This is a genomic window from Brevibacterium antiquum (genome assembly GCF_016107655.1).
GTDB classification, from domain to species: domain Bacteria; phylum Actinomycetota; class Actinomycetes; order Actinomycetales; family Brevibacteriaceae; genus Brevibacterium; species Brevibacterium antiquum.
In genome coordinates this window covers 142,334-159,227 of record NZ_JABASX010000008.1, presented here as the reverse complement: position 1 = coordinate 159,227, position 16,894 = coordinate 142,334, and the positions used below count along the sequence as shown (strand labels likewise).

Annotated in this window: 15 protein-coding genes; 10 read left to right on the top strand and 5 right to left on the bottom strand. The window is 62.9% G+C overall.

What is annotated here, in order from left to right:
* Nucleotides 1-35 precede the first annotated feature (35 nt).
* From JFC13_RS14460 to JFC13_RS14450, 3 genes are read left to right on the top strand one after another with little or no spacing between them, the layout of a single operon-like run.
* Nucleotides 36-509, top strand: coding sequence for a RidA family protein (locus JFC13_RS14460; RefSeq protein ID WP_198397760.1), 474 nt, complete (start codon nt 36-38; stop codon nt 507-509).
* Entirely contained in the window at nt 499-1,476 is a 978-nt protein-coding gene (locus tag JFC13_RS14455) for an NUDIX hydrolase (RefSeq protein ID WP_198397759.1), read from the top strand. Before JFC13_RS14460 ends, JFC13_RS14455 begins: the two co-directional genes overlap by 11 nt.
* A complete protein-coding gene (locus tag JFC13_RS14450; protein WP_198397758.1) occupies nt 1,473-2,240 on the top strand; it encodes an MBL fold metallo-hydrolase in 768 nt (255 codons plus the stop codon). The genes JFC13_RS14455 and JFC13_RS14450 overlap by 4 nt, the downstream gene beginning before the upstream one ends.
* A gap of 125 nt (nt 2,241-2,365) precedes the next feature.
* Here the strand turns inward: JFC13_RS14450 and JFC13_RS14445 are convergent, their stop codons facing one another.
* On the bottom strand, nt 2,366-3,043 hold the full coding sequence (locus tag JFC13_RS14445) for a Crp/Fnr family transcriptional regulator (protein WP_069599638.1): 678 nt from the start codon (nt 3,041-3,043) through the stop codon (nt 2,366-2,368).
* Between the two features lie 246 nt (nt 3,044-3,289).
* On the opposite strand from JFC13_RS14445, the gene nth reads away from it, so the two are divergent.
* Both nth and JFC13_RS14435 read left to right on the top strand, forming a co-directional pair.
* Nucleotides 3,290-4,030, top strand: coding sequence for an endonuclease III (gene nth / locus JFC13_RS14440; RefSeq protein ID WP_198397757.1), 741 nt, complete (start codon nt 3,290-3,292; stop codon nt 4,028-4,030).
* Nucleotides 4,027-4,794: an NUDIX hydrolase gene (locus tag JFC13_RS14435; RefSeq protein ID WP_198397756.1), complete on the top strand. Its 768-nt coding sequence runs from the start codon at nt 4,027-4,029 to the stop codon at nt 4,792-4,794. Before nth ends, JFC13_RS14435 begins: the two co-directional genes overlap by 4 nt.
* A gap of 189 nt (nt 4,795-4,983) precedes the next feature.
* On the opposite strand, the gene JFC13_RS14430 is transcribed toward JFC13_RS14435, so the two are convergent.
* Nucleotides 4,984-5,808, bottom strand: a complete 825-nt coding sequence (locus JFC13_RS14430) for an ABC transporter permease (protein WP_198397755.1) — start codon at nt 5,806-5,808, stop codon at nt 4,984-4,986.
* Between the two features lie 2 nt (nt 5,809-5,810).
* Nucleotides 5,811-6,761: an ABC transporter ATP-binding protein gene (locus JFC13_RS14425; protein WP_232488641.1), complete on the bottom strand. Its 951-nt coding sequence runs from the start codon at nt 6,759-6,761 to the stop codon at nt 5,811-5,813.
* A 102-nt stretch (nt 6,762-6,863) separates the two neighbouring features.
* Here JFC13_RS14425 and JFC13_RS14420 point away from each other — a divergent pair, with 102 nt between their 5' ends.
* Nucleotides 6,864-7,883 (top strand): TetR/AcrR family transcriptional regulator, encoded by a 1,020-nt coding sequence (locus tag JFC13_RS14420; protein ID WP_198397754.1) that lies wholly within the window; start codon nt 6,864-6,866, stop codon nt 7,881-7,883.
* A 119-nt stretch (nt 7,884-8,002) separates the two neighbouring features.
* Here the strand turns inward: JFC13_RS14420 and JFC13_RS14415 are convergent, their stop codons facing one another.
* Both JFC13_RS14415 and acs read right to left on the bottom strand, forming a co-directional pair.
* Entirely contained in the window at nt 8,003-8,410 is a 408-nt protein-coding gene (locus JFC13_RS14415) for a phage holin family protein (RefSeq protein ID WP_009883350.1), read from the bottom strand.
* A 167-nt stretch (nt 8,411-8,577) separates the two neighbouring features.
* On the bottom strand, nt 8,578-10,512 hold the full coding sequence (gene acs / locus JFC13_RS14410; RefSeq protein ID WP_198397753.1) for an acetate--CoA ligase: 1,935 nt from the start codon (nt 10,510-10,512) through the stop codon (nt 8,578-8,580).
* Nucleotides 10,513-10,838: 326 nt separating this feature from the next.
* Between acs and JFC13_RS14405 the strand changes: the two genes are divergently transcribed.
* The 4 genes from JFC13_RS14405 to JFC13_RS14390 all read left to right on the top strand — a co-directional run bounded on the left by JFC13_RS14405 (nt 10,839) and on the right by JFC13_RS14390 (nt 16,891).
* The gene (locus JFC13_RS14405; protein ID WP_198397752.1) at nt 10,839-13,796 is read left to right on the top strand and encodes a hypothetical protein; all 2,958 of its coding nucleotides are present in this window, start codon (nt 10,839-10,841) and stop codon (nt 13,794-13,796) included.
* Between the two features lie 244 nt (nt 13,797-14,040).
* Entirely contained in the window at nt 14,041-15,048 is a 1,008-nt protein-coding gene (gene ssd, locus JFC13_RS14400) for a septum site-determining protein Ssd (protein ID WP_198397751.1), read from the top strand.
* Nucleotides 15,045-16,214 (top strand): TadA family conjugal transfer-associated ATPase, encoded by a 1,170-nt coding sequence (locus JFC13_RS14395; protein WP_198397750.1) that lies wholly within the window; start codon nt 15,045-15,047, stop codon nt 16,212-16,214. Before ssd ends, JFC13_RS14395 begins: the two co-directional genes overlap by 4 nt.
* The gene (locus JFC13_RS14390; protein ID WP_198397749.1) at nt 16,214-16,891 is read left to right on the top strand and encodes a type II secretion system F family protein; all 678 of its coding nucleotides are present in this window, start codon (nt 16,214-16,216) and stop codon (nt 16,889-16,891) included. Before JFC13_RS14395 ends, JFC13_RS14390 begins: the two co-directional genes overlap by 1 nt.
* Nucleotides 16,892-16,894 lie beyond the last annotated feature (3 nt).

Sequence of the window (16,894 nt, the reverse complement as noted above, 5' to 3'; positions counted from 1 at the left end):
ACCTGACCTGCAATACCCTCGTCGAAGGATCAACCATGTCAAAGACCCTAGACCGCATCGCTGAACTCGGTCTCACCCTGCCCGCTGTCGCCGTTCCCGCTGGCGTCTATGTCCCGGCGCTTCGCACCGGCAACTACGTCTACACCTCGGGCCAGCTGCCCGTCATCGACGGGAAGCTCCCGGCGACCGGCCACATCGGCTCCGACGTCGACCTCGAGACCGGCTACGAAATGGCACGGACTGCAGGGCTCAATGCTCTCGCCGCGATTGCCGGTGTCATCGGCGACCTGGACAAGATCGTGCGCGTCGTCAAAGTGACCGGGTTCGTGAACTCGGCAGATGACTTCACACAGCAGCCATCGGTCATCAACGGAGTCTCCGAACTCTACGGTGAGATCTTCGGTGACCGCGGCCAGCACACGCGCAGTGCGGTGGGAGTGAACACTCTTCCCCTCGGCACTCCGGTCGAGGTCGAGGTCATCGTCGAGGTTGAGGACGATGCCGCTTAGCGGACGCTCTCTGCCCGTCTCGTCGGAGCTGCGTTGGCTCTTGGACCAATGGCAGTCCGACGGGCGGTTCCCGGTCCCCGAAGCTCCACGACCCGCCTCGGCGATCGTGTTGATCAGGGACTCGCTGGTTGGTTTGGAAACCTTCATCACCCGGCAGCTCGATGCCCGCGGAATCGAAGACCGCAACCGCTTGTCCTTCCCGGTCAGCAACCTGCGCCCCGGCGACCTGCGCAATCTGCCTCTGGCCGGATGGAACTCGGCTCGCTGCGCAAGGACTCTGAGCATCGAGAACAAGTCACGGGCGCTGCACCATTTCTCGGCCGCGGCACGCATCTCGTTCGCTGCAACCGGTGTCCTGCTGGCCGAGAACGTCGATCGTGACATCGTCGCCGCGCCCCAGACAGATTGGCGCGGAACTCGGGCACGGCTGTTCTCCAATGAGATCTCCTGGTCCCAGATCCTGCGCGAACGTGATCTCAAGCTGCGCCCGGACCTCTGCAAACCCTGGCTGCGTTGGATCAACACAGGGACCCAGCTGCACCGTTTCGACACCACCTATTTTGTGGCCACAGTGCCCTTCGGACAGAACGTCGACTTCCTCTCACCGAATGAGACCTCGGGAGGGTGGAAACGGCCCAAGGAGATCCTCACCGAGACAGCAGGAGATCCCGACAAGATCAGCGCGAGCACACGCATCATCGCTGAGAGCCTGGTAGATGTCCCCAGCGTCGGAGCCGCCATGGCCCAGGTCCGCGACCTGCATCCGCTGCGGCCAGAGGTCACCAATGAAGACGGCGAATGGTGCGTCGTCATCCATCCCGGACGCGACCTCTACAGCAAAGGCACACTGCGTGACTACGCGATAGCCGTCGGTGACGACGAGAACGACCAGAGCCCGGGATTCCTGACGCTGAGTGACGATGACAACAACGCCGAAAGCGGCGAAGAGGAGACCGACGAATCATGAGGATCCGCGCGAACAACCCATCCCCGATGACGCTGACGGGCACCAACACCTATGTCATCGCCTCGGTGGACGATACCACGGCAGTGCTCATCGATCCGGGCCCTGAACTTGCGCAGCACCGTGAGAACTTCCTGGCTGAGCTCGGCGACAGGAAGCTGTCGGCCATCATCCTCACTCATCAGCATGCCGATCACTCGGAGATGCTCGGCAGTGTGGAACAGTGGGCGCCCGAGGTGCCCGTGTACGCGGTCCTCGAGAAATTCGGCCGTCTGGCACCTCCTGTGGCCGATGGTGACATGATCGCATTCGGCACTGACACAGCCGATGTCATGAAGGTCATCGCGACTCCGGGACACACGATGGACAGCATCAGTCTCATCCACGACCACGTGCTCTACAGCGGCGATACGGTCCTGGGGGAGGGGACGACCATCGTCACCCACCCGGAAGGCTCTCTGCGCGACTACCTCAATTCCCTGGACCTGCTCCTTCGGATGCTCGATGAGGGGGCATATTCGACCATTGAGCCCGCACACGGTCCCAGCATCGAATCCCCTGCCCAGGTGCTCGAGTACTACCGCAGCCACCGACTCGAACGCATCGAGCAGGTCAGAAGGGCACTGGCCCAGGGAGCCACGCGCGCCACTGACGTCTGCGACATCGTCTACCACGACGTTGATCCGAACGTCCGCGGTGCCGCCGAGCAGATCGTGCGCGCCCAGTTGGCCTACCTCGGAGTCCTCGCTCCCGACGACCGGTCCTGACTCGACCTGGCCAAGCGTAGGCAGGGCCCACCACACCAGACGCACGAACGCCCAGGCACGATGTGTGCCTGGGCGTTCGATGACTGAGAATTCAGTGGTCCGGCATCAGCCGGTTGAAACTTCGATCAGCGGGCGCGGTTGCGCATCCGCTCCATGTCGAGGATGACGACGGAACGAGCTTCGAGGCGGATGAAGCCACGAGCTGCGAAGTCGGCCAGGGCCTTGTTCACGGTCTCACGTGAGGCACCGACGAGCTGCGCGAGCTCTTCCTGCGTCAGATCGTGCGCGACGAGGACACCATCCGGTGCCGGCTTCGAGAAGCGAGATGCGAGGTCCAGCAGTGCCTTGGCGACGCGACCGGGAACATCGGAGAACACGAGGTCGCCCACAGTCTCGTTCGTGCGGCGCAGTCGCTGTGCCAGAGCCTTGAGCAGGTTCATTGCGGCCCGCGGGCGCTCATCGAGCCACGTCGTGAGGTCCTCATGCTTGAGGCTGAGCAGCTCGGACTGAGAGACAGCGGTGACGGAGGTGGAACGTGGGCCTGGATCAAAGAGGCTGAGCTCACCGATGATCTCGCCCGGCCCGATGACCGAGAGCAGATTCTCGCGGCCGTCGGAGGACTCGCGGCCGATCTTGAGCTTGCCGCTGGAGACGATATAGAGTTCGTCACCGGCATCGCCCTCGTGAAAGAGCACGGTTCCCCGACGGAGGCTCCGCGGGTTCATGAACTTCATCAATGCGCTCGTGGCTTCATCGTCCAAACCTGCGAAGAGCGTGGCGCCCCGCACAACTTCAATATCCACTGTGTCCTCCTTGTCGTGGTAATCACAGATAAATCTACCTGGTCAACGGTGCTGATACCAGCAAAGGCGCGGGAGTTTGCGGCATTAGTGCAAAACAAGGGGTTTTGCTTGCGTTTCCTCCGCCCTCGCCGAGGTGGGCCACGGTTGCGTACGGACGACCCCGTTCGACGGACAACTGCAGAGCCACCTCGGCGATGTGAGGGGCGCCACTGCGGAAATGCAGGGCACGGATTAGGATGGTGAGTCGTGTTGACGGTGGCAGAGAAGAGCGCGCGGAAGTTCGCCAAGGAAACCCCATTGGGCCGGACCCGACGCGCGAGGAAGATTCATCGCATCCTCGCCGAGGTGTACCCGAACGCGAAATGCGAGCTCGACTTCGAGACCCCATTCCAGCTCCTGATTGCGACCGTCCTGTCTGCACAGACCACAGACATCAGGGTCAACGCGGTGACACCAGGGTTGTTCTCCGTCTTCCCTGATGCTCACAGCCTCGCGGTGGCCAACCTGATCGAAGTCGAGGAACTCATCCACTCGACCGGCTTCTACCGAGCCAAAGCCCGCAACATCGTCAAACTCGCCAATGAACTCGTCGACACCTATGACGGTGAGGTCCCCAACTCATTGGACGAACTCGTCAAGCTCGCAGGAGTCGGACGGAAGACCGCGAATGTGGTCCTCGGCAACGCCTTCGACACCCCGGGCCTGACCGTCGACACGCACATGGGGCGGTTGGCACGCCGCCTCGGATGGACCGAAGAGGAGGACCCGGTCAAGGCTGAGCACGACATCGCGGCGCTGTTCCCAAAGAAGGAACTCACCCTGCTCTCCCACCGGGTCATCTTCCACGGACGACGCATCTGCCACTCGCGCAGACCAGCCTGCGGAGTGTGCCCATTGATGGCACTGTGCCCCTCGTTCGGGGTCGGGGAACTCGATCCGGAGAAGGCGCGGGCGATGCTCAGATTCGAAATGGCGCCCCAGGCATGAGCGCCGAAGCATGTGAGCATCCACCGGCGGGGCCAGGCTCGGCGGTGTGGGCGTCCACCGGGCGGGACTCCGTTTCGCACGATGAGACCCTGCGGACGCAGCTGGAGAACCTCGCGGCCTCGAATGGTTCGCCCGAGTGGCTCAGGCGGGCACCGACACCGGGTGACGAATCGGTGCGTGACGCGGCCGTCCTCATGCTCTTCGGCAGGGGCGGTCAGCCGCGCACAGATGCCGGCCGTGCCGAGTCATCACGTCTGGCGGATTTCGGAGTCGACGACGTCGACATCGTTCTGCTGCAGAGGGCAAGCACCCTGCGCAATCATCCCGGACAGGTGGCGTTTCCCGGAGGCGGACGAGACCCAGAAGACGACTCTCTGGTCTCCGCGGCCCTGCGTGAAGCTCAGGAGGAGGCCGGCATCGTGCCGTCGACGGTCGATGTGCTCGGTCAGATGGATCCGCTCTACATTCCCGTCAGCAAGTTCCAGGTCACGCCCGTCATCGGTTACTGGGCGCAGCCCGGTGTCGTGCGGGTGATGGACGAGGCGGAGTCGTACTCGGTCTACCGGGTCTCTGCTGCCGATCTGGTGGCACCGGCCAATCGAGGGACGTTCTCCCGGCCGGACCTGAAGATCACGACACCGGCCTTCGACGTCGGAGTGCTCAAGGTGTGGGGCTTCACCGCAGGAATCCTCGACTTCGCTCTCGACCACCTCGGCTGGGCCGGGGAATGGGATCGCGACGCACACATCGACATCGACTTCTGAGGCTGTCGCTCCTCGCCTCGAAGGCGACTGCCTCCGGCCCTCAGCGAGGCGAGGCCATCCGGGCAAGAGCAGCCTTGATCTTCGACATGCGCCGGCGCCACAGCCAATCGAAAGCGGAGGCTCGAGAGCAGCCCGCTGGATGTGCTGGTGGTACCGGGCTGAGCCCGATGCCACCGATGCTTACAGCTGTCAGAGTCGACCGGCTTTGATCGTGAACAGCTGAGCCGTCCACACGATGGAGATCGCCAGGATTGCCACACACCAGACGACCGAAAGCAGGGCTGAGTCGCCCATATTGGTACCGACGAGCAGGCTTCGCAGTGCATCGATGATCGGGGTGATCGGTTGATTGTCGGCAAACCAGGTCAGCCATCCGGGCATCGTTTCGACCGGAACGAATGCGCTCGAGACATACGGCAGGAACAGTAGAACGAATCCATAGCCATTCGCCGACTCCGCTGATTTGGCGGCCAGGCCAATGCCCGCGAACAGATATGTGATGGTGAAGATGTAGAGAGTGATGAGGGCGATGACGGCCACCCATTCCGCCACGTCCGCCGATGGGCGAAAACCGATCGACACTGCCACTGAGAAGACGATGCCAGTGGCGAACAGGTTCTTCACTACGCTGGCTACCACATGTCCTGTGATCACCCCACTTGATCGGACGGGCATGGTTCTGAGCCGGTCGATGAATCCTGAAGTCATGTCGTTGGCCACGGACAGTGACGTTGATGCCGCGCCGAATCCGGCGCATGTGAGAATGATTCCGGGAACGATGTAGTTGACGTAGTCTCCGCTCGGATCGATGGCTCCACCGAAGACGAAGGTGAACATCAGCATGAGCATCACCGGCAGTGCGACTGCCATGAGCATGGATTCGACGTCCCGAATGGCATGACGAAGACTGCGACCGATGAGTGCAAACTCAGTATTGATGCCACGAGGAGGGGTTCGTCGTCGAGCAGGCGACGGGTATTTAGCCGTCAGTGAGGCTTCTGCAATATCGGTCATGATCATTCTCCTGTCTGCGAAGGTTCGGCGGATGGGCCGGGGGTGGTGAGCGAGAGGAAGACGTCGTCAAGGCTGGGGTGGCGGAAGCTGACCGAGGACTCGGCGAACTCTGGTGCGACTGCTGCCAGGACAGAAGAGATATCGCGTACAGTTCCGGTGGTCGGCAACTGTGAGACGGTCGTGCCACGATCGTCGTGGACGGCCACCATTCCCTGACCGACCTTCGCCTTGAGTTCTCTCGACGTGCCCAGCCCGGCCAGACGACCGCGATCGAGCAGGCCGATTCGATCGGCCAAGGCATCGGCTTCCTCGAGGTACTGTGTGGTGAGAAAGACGGTCGTGCCGCGCTTTGCCAGCTCCTTCACCTCGTCCCACAGCTCGCGACGCGAACGAGTGTCCAATCCAGTTGTCGGTTCGTCAAGGATCAGCACATCGACCTGCACCACCAGGCTCAGCGCCAGATCGAGCCTGCGCCTCATGCCGCCGGAGAGTGCGGCAACTTTCGTATCGATGAATGAGGTCAGACTCAAACGCTCGGCCAGCTGTGCGGCTCTGACCTTCGCTTCCCTGCGCGAGAGCCCCGACAGGCGTGCCAACAGGACGAGGTTCTCCCGAGTTGAGAGATATTCGTCGACAGCCGCCGACTGCCCAGTGACAGCGAATCGCCGTTTTGCCTCATTCGGCTCTTCGGCCACATCGATTCCCGCGATGAGAACTGTGCCCGAATCCGGGCGAATCAGAGTGGTGAGGATGTTGATCGATGTGGTCTTTCCAGCCCCGTTCGCGCCCAGCAAGGCGAAGACCTCACCCTGGCTGATTTTGAGGTCGAGCCCTTGGAGGACCGGGTTCTTGCCGAAGCGTTTGCGAACATCAGAGAACTCGATAGCTGTGGCGGGCGCCGCGGAGTCTGTCGTTTGAGCGCCCGGTCCGGCTGAAGTCATTGTGCGTTTCATGTCGTGCCTTTCGGAGATCCTGAGAGGAGCTAACTGTGTACGCCTGCAACTGTATATGACAGTAACACGCAATATATGCCGTACACAATATAAGCTGGTGAGATGAGTACACAAGACCCGATCGAGCAGCTTCCACGCGGAATCGCACTGGCCTGGGGCGTGGCCGCAACACCGCAGCGCGGGCCCAAGCGCGAGATGAGTGTCGAGCGAATAGTCGATGCAGCCATCGAGATCGCCGATCACGATGGCATTCAGGCGGTGTCGATGTCGGCGGTCGCGAAACGCCTCGGATACACGCCGATGTCGCTCTATCGTTATGTCAGCGCCAAGGACGATCTGCTGCTTCTCATGCAGGAGGAAGCGACAGGGCTGCCGCCGGAGTCCGAAGGGGTGGAGAATTGGCGCACCCGACTGGAAGAACTCTACGAAGCCCAGTCGCAGGTCTACCGGACGCAGCCGTGGTTGCTGTCTCTGTCGATTATGGGCAGTCCCATCACACCCAACAGTTCCGCGTGGTTGGACGCGAGCCTCGAGGCGCTCCACGACACTCCACTCACACAGGACGAGCGCATTGCCGTCTCGATCTTCGTCACCGGCGCGGCCCGATGGAAGGGCGCCGTGTTCGCTGGGTACGAGGATCAGAAACGCGCCACTGGCTTGAACGATTCCGAGCTTGCGCAGCAGGAATCTCGGCTCTTCGATGCCGTCATCACCGATGATGGGTACCCCTCGCTGCGCCGTGCCATCGACGCAGGTGTCTTCACCTCCGAAGCTGATCCATTTGCCTTCGGTTTTGAGTGTGGGCTCGATGGCTTGGCGGCATACATTGACAGAGTCCGCCGCGAGCGAGGCGAAGGAGCTTCAGCTGCGGCAGGAGAGATTCCGGAGACCGCCTCGGAGGTGGGCGAACCTTCGGCTTCAGGGGCGACGTTGCCTGCTGAGAAGACCCCAGATGTCGAGCAGTCGGTTCCGACCGATGATGATCCGGAAGTTGCGGCCGATAAGAAGTACCGCGAATCACAGAAAGCCGTCAGACAAGCGCAGAAGGTGCTTGCCGAGGCGCGTAAACGGGAGCGTCAGACTCTGAGAGAAGCGAAGGATCGGGTCGCCAAAAGGCGTTGAGACCAGTGGTGACGCGGTCGACGGTGATTGGCCCCGGGCGTGAATGCAACGGAGGCGCCGGGCTGAGCCCGACGCCACCGAGTGTGGAACTATTCTGCTGATCTCAGATACGAGATCTGTCAGTATCGCGGTCCGGAGGGATTCTTCACTGCACGCTTGACCGACGCGACCAACGACTTGGCCGAACCGATCGCCGTACCCGGGACCGGGTTGCCCTTCTTGAACAACGGCAGAGCAATCAGCACGAGGATGATGGCGAGCACCGCAAGGATGCCGAAGACAATGAGGAAGCTGCCCCACCATGGCCATCCCAGGCCCTCGTGGAATGCGGCCGCCCCGGCGAAAATCACCATGAACGATGACAAGAACAGGAAGAACAGGGCGACGACGGCAAGTGCCGAGCCGATGCCCAAGTTCTTCGCACCGGCTGTGGCCTCAGCCTTGGCCAGCGCAATTTCTTCCTCGGCGATCGCTTTGGAATCGTCGCCGATGCCTTTGATCAGTTCGCTGATCGACCTCTCAGCCATGAGTGCTCCTATCGACAAAAACGTGGACAATCTTTCTTAAGAGTAGTCTGAACGCGCGTGGTGACCAAAGAAATGCGGCCAGTAAAACGAGAAAAACCCGCCAGATGAATACGGAACGGCTCTTTGCGAGCATCCGTTCTCACCGGCGGGTTCGTCTCAGAGCACGGTCAGTCCTTCGCCACCGATTCTTCGATCAGGTCCATGACCGATGAGTCGGCCAGGGTCGAGGAGTCTCCCACCTTGCGGTGTTCGGCGACGTCCTTGAGCAGGCGGCGCATGATCTTGCCGGAGCGGGTCTTTGGCAGTTCGGACACGATATGGACCTTCTTCGGCTTCGCGATCGGCCCGATGTCCTTGCCGACGTGTTGACGTAGCTCTTCGGAGATCTCTGGGGAGTCTTCGACGTCGTTGCCCACGATGACGAAGGCAACGACGGCCTGACCGGAGGTATCGTCCGCTGCTCCGACCACTGCCGCCTCGGCGACATAGGGGTGGGCAACCAAGGAAGACTCGATCTCGGCTGTCGACAGACGGTGCCCGGATACGTTCATCACGTCATCAACACGGCCGAGGAACCAGATGTCTCCGTCCTCATCGCGCCGGGCGCCATCCCCCGCGAAATAGGTGTTCTCGAACCGTGACCAGTAGGTCTCCTTGAAACGCTCTGGATCTTTCCAGATACCGCGCAGCATCGATGGCCATGGCTGGCGGATGACGAGGAGCCCACCTTCCGGACCGGCTGGGCTGTTGCCCTCATCGTCGACTACATCGACGGAGATGCCTGGGATAGGACGCTGTGACGAGCCTGGCTTCGTCGCCATCACGCCGGGAAGCGGAGCGATCATGTGCGCGCCTGTCTCCGTCTGCCACCAGGTGTCGACGATGGGGCAGCGCTCACCGCCGACGACGCGGTGGTACCAACGCCAGGCCTCAGGATTGATCGGCTCGCCGACGCTGCCGAGCAGACGCAGGCTGGAGAGATCGTATTTCGCTGGAATCTCCTCACCCCACTTCATGTATGTGCGGATCGCCGTAGGAGCGGCGTAGAGGATCGTTGCCTTGTACTTCTCGATGATCTCCCACCAGCGTCCCTGGTGGGGCGTGTCAGGAGTACCCTCATAGACGATCTGCGTGGCGCCGGCTGCCAATGGCCCGTAGGTGACATAGGAATGTCCGGTGACCCAGCCGACGTCGGCGGTGCACCAGAACACATCGGATTCGGGCTTGATGTCGAAGACGGCCTTCATCGAGTACAGAACCTGGGTGAGGTAGCCGCCCGAGGTGTGCAGGATGCCCTTCGGCTTACCGGTGGTTCCGGAGGTGTAGAGGATGAACAACGGGTTCTCGGAGTCGAAGAATTCGCATTCGTGCACAGAGCTCGCGGTTTCCACACTCTCGTGCCACCACTGGTCCCGACCGTCGACCATCTCGACGTCCTGACCCGTGCGGCGCACCACGAGAACCGTTTCGACGGGAGTGTCACCGTGTGACAGGGCGTCGTCCACGGCCGGTTTGAGGCTGGTGGCCTTGGCACGACGGTAGCTGCCGTCGGCGGTGATGACCACACGTGCTTCGGCATCGATGATGCGTGAGCGCAGCGCATCGGCGGAGAAGCCGCCGAAGACCACTGAATGGGCGGCGCCGAGGCGGGCGCAGGCCAACATGGAGATCATCGCTTCGGGGATCATGGGCAGGTAGATGGCCACACGATCTCCGGCTTTGACCCCGAGATCGGTGAGGGTGTTGGCTGCCTTGGACACTTCGGCGAGCAGCTCCGCGTAGGTGAAGGAACGGGAGTCGCCGGGTTCGCCTTCGAAGTTGATGGCAACGCGATCACCGTTGCCGGCGATGACATGGCGATCGAGGCAGTTGTAGGCCACGTTGATTTTGCCGCCGATGAACCACTTCGCGAATGGCGGGTTGGTCCAGTCGAGTACTTCGCCGAAGTCCTCATTCCAGTCGACGAGGTCACGAGACTGCTCGGCCCAGAAGCTCAGGTAGTCGGCATCGGCCCGCTCGTATTCGTCGGCCTTGACATTGGCGGCAGCAACGAACGCTTCAGGTGGGGTAAAGGTTTCGGATTCTGCTGTGCTGTCGGTCATTTTTCCCTCCGGCTTCTTTGATGGATCGAAAATTCTAGTTGCACTGTATACCCGAGGTGGGGCCCAGAGGCACCGGCGTCCGTTCGATGAACGGTGGTGTCCGGGGGTAGCAATCACTCAGAGGCTGTGCTATAGGACACACTCTGGGCACCGAGTGGTACGCGGGGGAGACGTACCCAGAGATTCACCGGCATCGGACCGGCGGCAGAGAAGGAGTGCGCAGGGGGTCCTGTTCTGCAAGGATGGGGGAGGAGTCTGTCAGGATGGAAACTAGACAGAAACATGGAGTTTGACGACCCTGTCCCCAAGAGCGACTGGAGTAATCGATGAGTTCGCCGCAGCACCCCACTGGATCGGGACCACAGCAGTGGCATGATCCGCACGCGCAGAACCCCGGCCCGAACAGCCAACCACAGTTCGGCCAAGGGCCGGCATATGGATCAGGACCTGCCTACGGTGCAGGACCTGATCCTCAGTCCTCCGGACCCGGCGGATACGGCGGCGGAACTGTCGGCTCGGGAGGACCAGGTCCCTATGGTTCGGGAGGGCCCGGTCCCTATGGTTCGGGTCCAGGTCCGCAGAACTCGGGTCCCGGTCCCTATGGTTCGGCACCGGCGCCGGGCCCATACGGTTCGGGCCCAGCTCCAGGTCCGCAGAACACTGGTCCAGGCCCTTACGGCTCGGGAGGCCCAGGACCCTATGGTTCGGCACCTGGTCCCTATGGTTCCGCTCCAGGCCTGCAGGGGTCAGCGCCGGGTCAGTTCGGTTCCGCAGGTCCAGCAGCCCAGAAGAGTCCGCGCACCGGCCCGGGCCTCCTCGGGCCGCTGACCTTGCGCGATCTGTTCCTGCTCTTTGCAGGACTCCTCTCATTAGTTGTCCTCTTCGTGCCGTTCAAGGGCGATGGGTTCGTATCGGTGTCGCTGTGGCATTGGACCATCGACGCTATGGGCACCTTGACATTCGACGTGTTCGGAATCTGGTTGATTGTGGCGGCAGTCTTCGTCAGCAAATTCGGCAACGGTGGGCTCAAGGTCGGTTCACTCAGCCTTGATCAGGCGATCTCGGTTCTGTCCGGCGCTGCGTTCACCTTCGCCTTCGTTCACCTGCTGACGTCGGTCCAGTACTGGCACGTCGGTGCGTATCTTGCCTTCTTCGCAGCTCTGATTGCCTTCTTCGCGGGCGTATTCACCATGCTTCCCTTCTTCAGCAAGGAATTCGCGGTTCGCGATGATGTTGCCGCACATCCGAAGGCACGCCCCGTGAGTAAGCGCGCACCGCATCCAGCTCCTGTGGCGAACGTGCCAGACGCCCACAACGGCCCGGGCGGATTCGGTGCACCCTACGGTGGTCAGTCCAATGGACCGATCGGTTCGCAGGGTCAGCCAGGAGCACCCCTACATCCAGGTCAGCAAAGTGGACCGGGTCAGTTCGGCGGACAGAGCCAGTTCGGCGGCCCAGGTCAGCAGACTGGCGCAGGCCAGCCAGGTGGAGTGGACCAGTTCGGCCAGCCAGGACAGTACGGACAGCCAAACCAGCCAGGACAGTCGGGGCAATTCGCTGCGCCCGCACAGTCGGCAGCAGCCGGTCAGTTCGCTGCGCCAGAACAGAATGGCCAGCCTGTTGGGCGGGACCAGTTCGGTCAGCCCGATGGGCAGGACCAGTTCGGTCAGCCTATCGGAGCCGAACAGGGAAGCCCATATGCTCCGCCGGAGCAGCAGGCGCAGGAGTCGTCTTTCGATTCTGCAGCGGCAGCCGATGACTCGGCAGACCAGGCGTTTCAGAGCACAGGGTCGGGCCAGACCTACCTGGGCGCCCAAGACTCACAGGACCCCCAGCACACGCAGAGCGAACCGACGCAGACGTTCGGCTTCGGCGCTCAGCGTGAGGAATCGCCGTGGAGCAACGACGGCGAAACAGCAGTTCAAGCTCCCGTGCCTGCCGAGGGCTCAAGCACCAGCGGTTCGAATGACGGAGGCGACTCCCGTGATGCGAGTGGCTCCGGCGAGGACAGCCGGGGCACCACCGAGTCGAAGTCAGGCAGTGCTGACCACGATTCGTCGGGAGCGGGCACGACCGCTGCCGTCGCAGGCGCGGGCGCAATCGGAGTCGGTGCCGCAGTTGCCGGAGTAGCCTCAGCGAGCTCAGAATCTGAGTCGAAGTCGGAATCAGAACGTCGTCGCGGACGCCATGCCGCTCCCAATTCGCATGGAGAATCCGAAACAGTTGAGGGACGGGCCGATGGACGGGACGAGCGTTCAGAAGGTGGCCCCGACCGCACCGAAGGCGCCGCTCGTCAATCGGTCAGCGACCGGGGAAACAAGGCCGGAACCACTTCAGGTGCGGCGGTGACGTCGACGCAGACTGATTCCTCACCACTGACCGACGACGACTCCACTTCTCCCGCGGAGAGCAGCTCGCTTGCCTCGAAGGTCAACGCTCACGAATCGGACACCAACGTTCGTGCCTCCGAAGGGGTTGCGCTGAAGCCGGAAGACGGCTCAAGCGACTCAACCACCTCAGTTGACTCAACCACCTCAACCGCTTCAGCCGTCTCGGGCGAATCAGCTGACTCAACCGCTTCGGCGAATGCCCGACGCAGCGAGAGAAGCACGACCGCCGATGAGGACCGTGGAAGCGCGGCCGGCGCCGACAGGCCACACACCGGGGCTTCTGACGAGAATGCCACCGTCGTCAGCGGTTCCCCCGCGACTGGTGCTGCTGGTGCTGCTGCCGCAACAGGTGCGACTGGTGCCGCGGAATCGGCTCCGGAACGTACCACCCACCCGGAAGCTGACGAACCGACGCAGTACGTGCCGGTGGCTGGCTATGGCAGCAACCGACATGGCGGCAACGGCTCGGACACAGGAGAGGCGAGCGGGCGCGGCGGAGACAACGCCGAGAACGCGCCTTCGGCTCCACAGTTCGGAGCAGCGACCGCCTCGTCGAACTCCTTCGCGATCGACGAAGAGGAAACTGTCGCCCAAAGCGCAGTTCAGCCGGGCACCAGCCTGGACGATCGCGAGGACCGTTCGGGTGAGAACCAGAACGATGCCGACCAGGACGCGTCCGATCAGGGTGCTGGCCAGAACGTGATTCGGGCGTTCTGGTTCGCCGTTCCCGAACCGCGCGAAGCCGTGGACGCGACCACCGGAATGCCGGTGTTCACGATCTACCCCGGAGACTGGTTCCTCGGTCTAGAGGACAACGGTTCGTGGTTCAAGGTTCGTGATTCGGATGGTCGCGAAGGACTCCTGCGCAACACCGAAGGTGTCCAGCGCGGCTGAGACCTCAACGGTCGACTCGTGTGCTCGGGCTGTGGACAACGGTCCGAGCACACGTCGTCTGACCACCTGGGCAGACACTGTGAGACTGTGCCCGTGAGGGCTCTGACCGTGCGAGATGCTCAAACCGACCGAGATGGGGCGGCTCCTGTGACTTGAGTGCACAGGAGCCGCCCCATCTGTCTTTTGTCCACAACCCACAGTGTGTACCTGTCCTCAGGGCATACTGCGGGTCCACGCTGTCACCATGCAGGTAGCACTCATCACCGACCTCGGCGCCATCACCGACGAATGCGCACGAGTCGCCGAAAGCATCGGCATTTCGCTCAAGGTCCTGCCTCCGGACTCGGGCGGCTGGCAGAACGCCTCTCTCATTCTCCTCGGCGAGGATGTTCGCGAGGCTCCGGCCACGGACCATGCGGACCGCATCCTCGTCGTCCTCGACGGGGACGAACCCAGCTCGGCGTGGAAGCGTGCGGCCCACCTCGGCGTCGAACAGTTGGCGGTTCTGCCCTCCGCCGCGGAGTGGCTGAGTGGACGCATGATCGCAGCCGTCGAACCGCCTGTGGCCCCCGGCGTCACTGTCGGCGTCGTCGCCGGGTGCGGAGGAGCGGGCGCCTCGGTGCTTGCCTGTGCTCTTGCCCGCCGTGCCGGACCGGATGTGAGCACGGTCCTCGTCGACGCTGATCCGCTGGGCGGTGGACTCGATCTGGTGCTCGGGGCCGAACAGGTTCCGGGCCCACGCTGGGCCGATCTCAGTGCATCACGGGGACAGCTTCGGCCCTCGACGCTGAGTCAGGCGCTGCCCCGACACGAGGGCTTGGCCATCCTGTCGTGGGGCCGCGACGACATCCTTGACCTCGACCCGGACGTATTCGACGACTTCCTGGCGGCCGCCGGACAGGCGTTCGAACTCGTCATCGTCGACTTGCCTCGCCACGCCCCACCACAGTGGACGCGCCGCTGCCATCACGTCCTGCTCGTCTCCCCGGCACGGGTCCGGTCCGCAGTCGCAGCATCTCAAGTCGCCAAACGCCTGTCCCAATCCCATCCCGACGTCCGTCTTGTCGTTCGCGACACCGGTGCCGGAGGTCTTGACTCCGAGCTCCTCGCCGATTCCATCGGACTCGACCTCGCCGGCAGCATCCGTGACGATCGTGGCCTGTCCGCCGCTGTCGACCGGGGCGAGGGCATCCCCGGCGGGGCACGACTGGGCAAACTCGTCGACCGGCTTCTGGGGGAGTGGGTGGAATGAGCGAATGGCTCGACGCCTCACTTGTGGCAGAGGTCCGCAAGACCCTGCTCGACAATCCGGGGCCGGTGACCACAGCTGCCGTCGCCGAGGCGGTTCAACGCACCGGGCGGGTGCTCGGTTCCAGCGCCCTCCTCGAACTCGTGAACCGACTGTCCGCGCAGCTCTCCGGAGCAGGTCCCCTCCAATCAGTGCTCGAAGTCGCTGACACCACCGATGTGTTCGTCAACGGACCACGTGAGATCTTCGCCGACACCGGAACGGGACCCCACCTTCTCGACCTGTCCTTGGGTTCTGAGGACGAAGTGCGGTCATTGGCTGTGCGCTTGGCGGCTCTGGGCGGCCGCCGTCTCGATGATTCGAGTCCGTTCGTCGATGTCAGGCTGCCCGACGGGGTACGTATGAACGCGATTGTGCCACCGATCTCGGGTGATCACACGACGATCTCCTTCCGAGTTCCCCGGCATGCCGGCTTCACCTTCGACCAGTTGCTCACCGGCGGATTCATCCCCGAAGAAGTGCACGAACTTCTCATCTCGGCGGTCCGATCCCGAGCCAACATCCTCATCTCCGGCGGCACCGGAACCGGAAAGACGGTCCTCCTCGGCGCGCTTCTGGGTCTTGTCGATACAGAGCACCGCATCGTCATCGTCGAGGACTCTCGAGAACTCATCGTCGGACACTCCCACGTGGTCCAGCTCGCCGCGCGTCAGGCCAATGTCGAGGGCGGCGGTGAAGTGACGCTGACGGACCTCGTTCGAAACGCCCTGCGGATGCGGCCCGACCGCCTCGTCGTCGGAGAGTGCCGAGGCGCGGAGGTGAGGGACATGCTCACCGCGCTGAATACCGGCCACGAGGGCGGCAGCGCCACGATCCACGCGAACACAGCCGAAGCCGTTCCCAGCCGCCTGGCAGCGCTGGGTGCATTGGCGAACATGAGTCCACAGGCCGTGTTCTCACAGTTCTCAACGGCAATCGACCTCGTCATCCACCTGCGCCGGATCGGAGCCGACCGAGGAATCACAGAACTGGCCATTCCCACTCGGGAGAGCAGCAGCGGGGTGACAATGGAACCCGTCTGGGGCCGACCGTCCCCACTGTCCGAGGGCACCTTCAACCGTCGAGCCCTGAGCCGATTCGAAGCAGTGCTCGAGCAGAAGGCTGCCTGATGCTCACCGCCATCGCCGTGCTAGTTGCTGTGAGCATCATCCTCAGCGCACCGCTTGACCCGGCATCGCGACTGCAGGATCTGCTCCGCACACGCCCGGACAGGGACGACTCCCGCGGAGGTGGACGATCGACCAAAGAAGATCCCGAACAGGACAAGCTGTGGGCCATCTCGGCGGTGGAGAACTGTGCGCACCTGCTCAAGGTGGGAATGACTCCGCAGGCAGTGATGGCGACCCTGAGTCGGCAGAACGCACAATTGGCACCGATCTCTCGTGCGATCTCCTTGGGCGAGGAACCCGGACGAGCCATTGCCACCAGGGGCGCAGCACTGCCACCTGCAGCCGCCGAAGTCTTCGCCGGCATGTCGTCGGTGTGGACCGTGTCGGAGCGTTCCGGTGCACCCGCGGCCGACATGATTCTCCGCTATGCCACGGCACAGCGCAGCGCCCTCGATGCTGATCGGGAGAGACGCATAGCGATGGCCGGGCCTCGAGCGACAGTCCGAGTCCTCAGCTGGCTGCCGTTGATCGGGGTCGGTCTCGGGCTGCTCATCGGCGTCCAACCCGTTGAACTGTTCTCAGGACTTCCTGGCCGGTTGAGCATCGGCGGCGGTCTCGCCCTCTACCTCGTCGGGCGCTGGTGGATGCGACGAATGATGGCTCGGGCGGAGCGCTGATCG

Excerpts from the sequence above, each read along its gene's own strand:
- JFC13_RS14460 (WP_198397760.1), top strand. The coding sequence starts at position 36 with ATGTCAAAGACCCTAGACCGCATCGCTGAACTCGGTCTCACCCTGCCC.
- JFC13_RS14455 (WP_198397759.1), top strand. The coding sequence starts at position 499 with ATGCCGCTTAGCGGACGCTCTCTGCCCGTCTCGTCGGAGCTGCGTTGG.
- JFC13_RS14450 (WP_198397758.1), top strand. The coding sequence starts at position 1,473 with ATGAGGATCCGCGCGAACAACCCATCCCCGATGACGCTGACGGGCACC.
- JFC13_RS14435 (WP_198397756.1), top strand. The coding sequence starts at position 4,027 with ATGAGCGCCGAAGCATGTGAGCATCCACCGGCGGGGCCAGGCTCGGCG.
- JFC13_RS14430 (WP_198397755.1), bottom strand. The coding sequence starts at position 5,808 with ATGACCGATATTGCAGAAGCCTCACTGACGGCTAAATACCCGTCGCCT.
- JFC13_RS14425 (WP_232488641.1), bottom strand. The coding sequence starts at position 6,761 with ATGAAACGCACAATGACTTCAGCCGGACCGGGCGCTCAAACGACAGAC.
- JFC13_RS14420 (WP_198397754.1), top strand. The coding sequence starts at position 6,864 with ATGAGTACACAAGACCCGATCGAGCAGCTTCCACGCGGAATCGCACTG.
- JFC13_RS14415 (WP_009883350.1), bottom strand. The coding sequence starts at position 8,410 with ATGGCTGAGAGGTCGATCAGCGAACTGATCAAAGGCATCGGCGACGAT.
- acs (WP_198397753.1), bottom strand. The coding sequence starts at position 10,512 with ATGACCGACAGCACAGCAGAATCCGAAACCTTTACCCCACCTGAAGCG.
- JFC13_RS14405 (WP_198397752.1), top strand. The coding sequence starts at position 10,839 with ATGAGTTCGCCGCAGCACCCCACTGGATCGGGACCACAGCAGTGGCAT.
- ssd (WP_198397751.1), top strand. The coding sequence starts at position 14,041 with ATGCAGGTAGCACTCATCACCGACCTCGGCGCCATCACCGACGAATGC.
- JFC13_RS14395 (WP_198397750.1), top strand. The coding sequence starts at position 15,045 with ATGAGCGAATGGCTCGACGCCTCACTTGTGGCAGAGGTCCGCAAGACC.
- JFC13_RS14390 (WP_198397749.1), top strand. The coding sequence starts at position 16,214 with ATGCTCACCGCCATCGCCGTGCTAGTTGCTGTGAGCATCATCCTCAGC.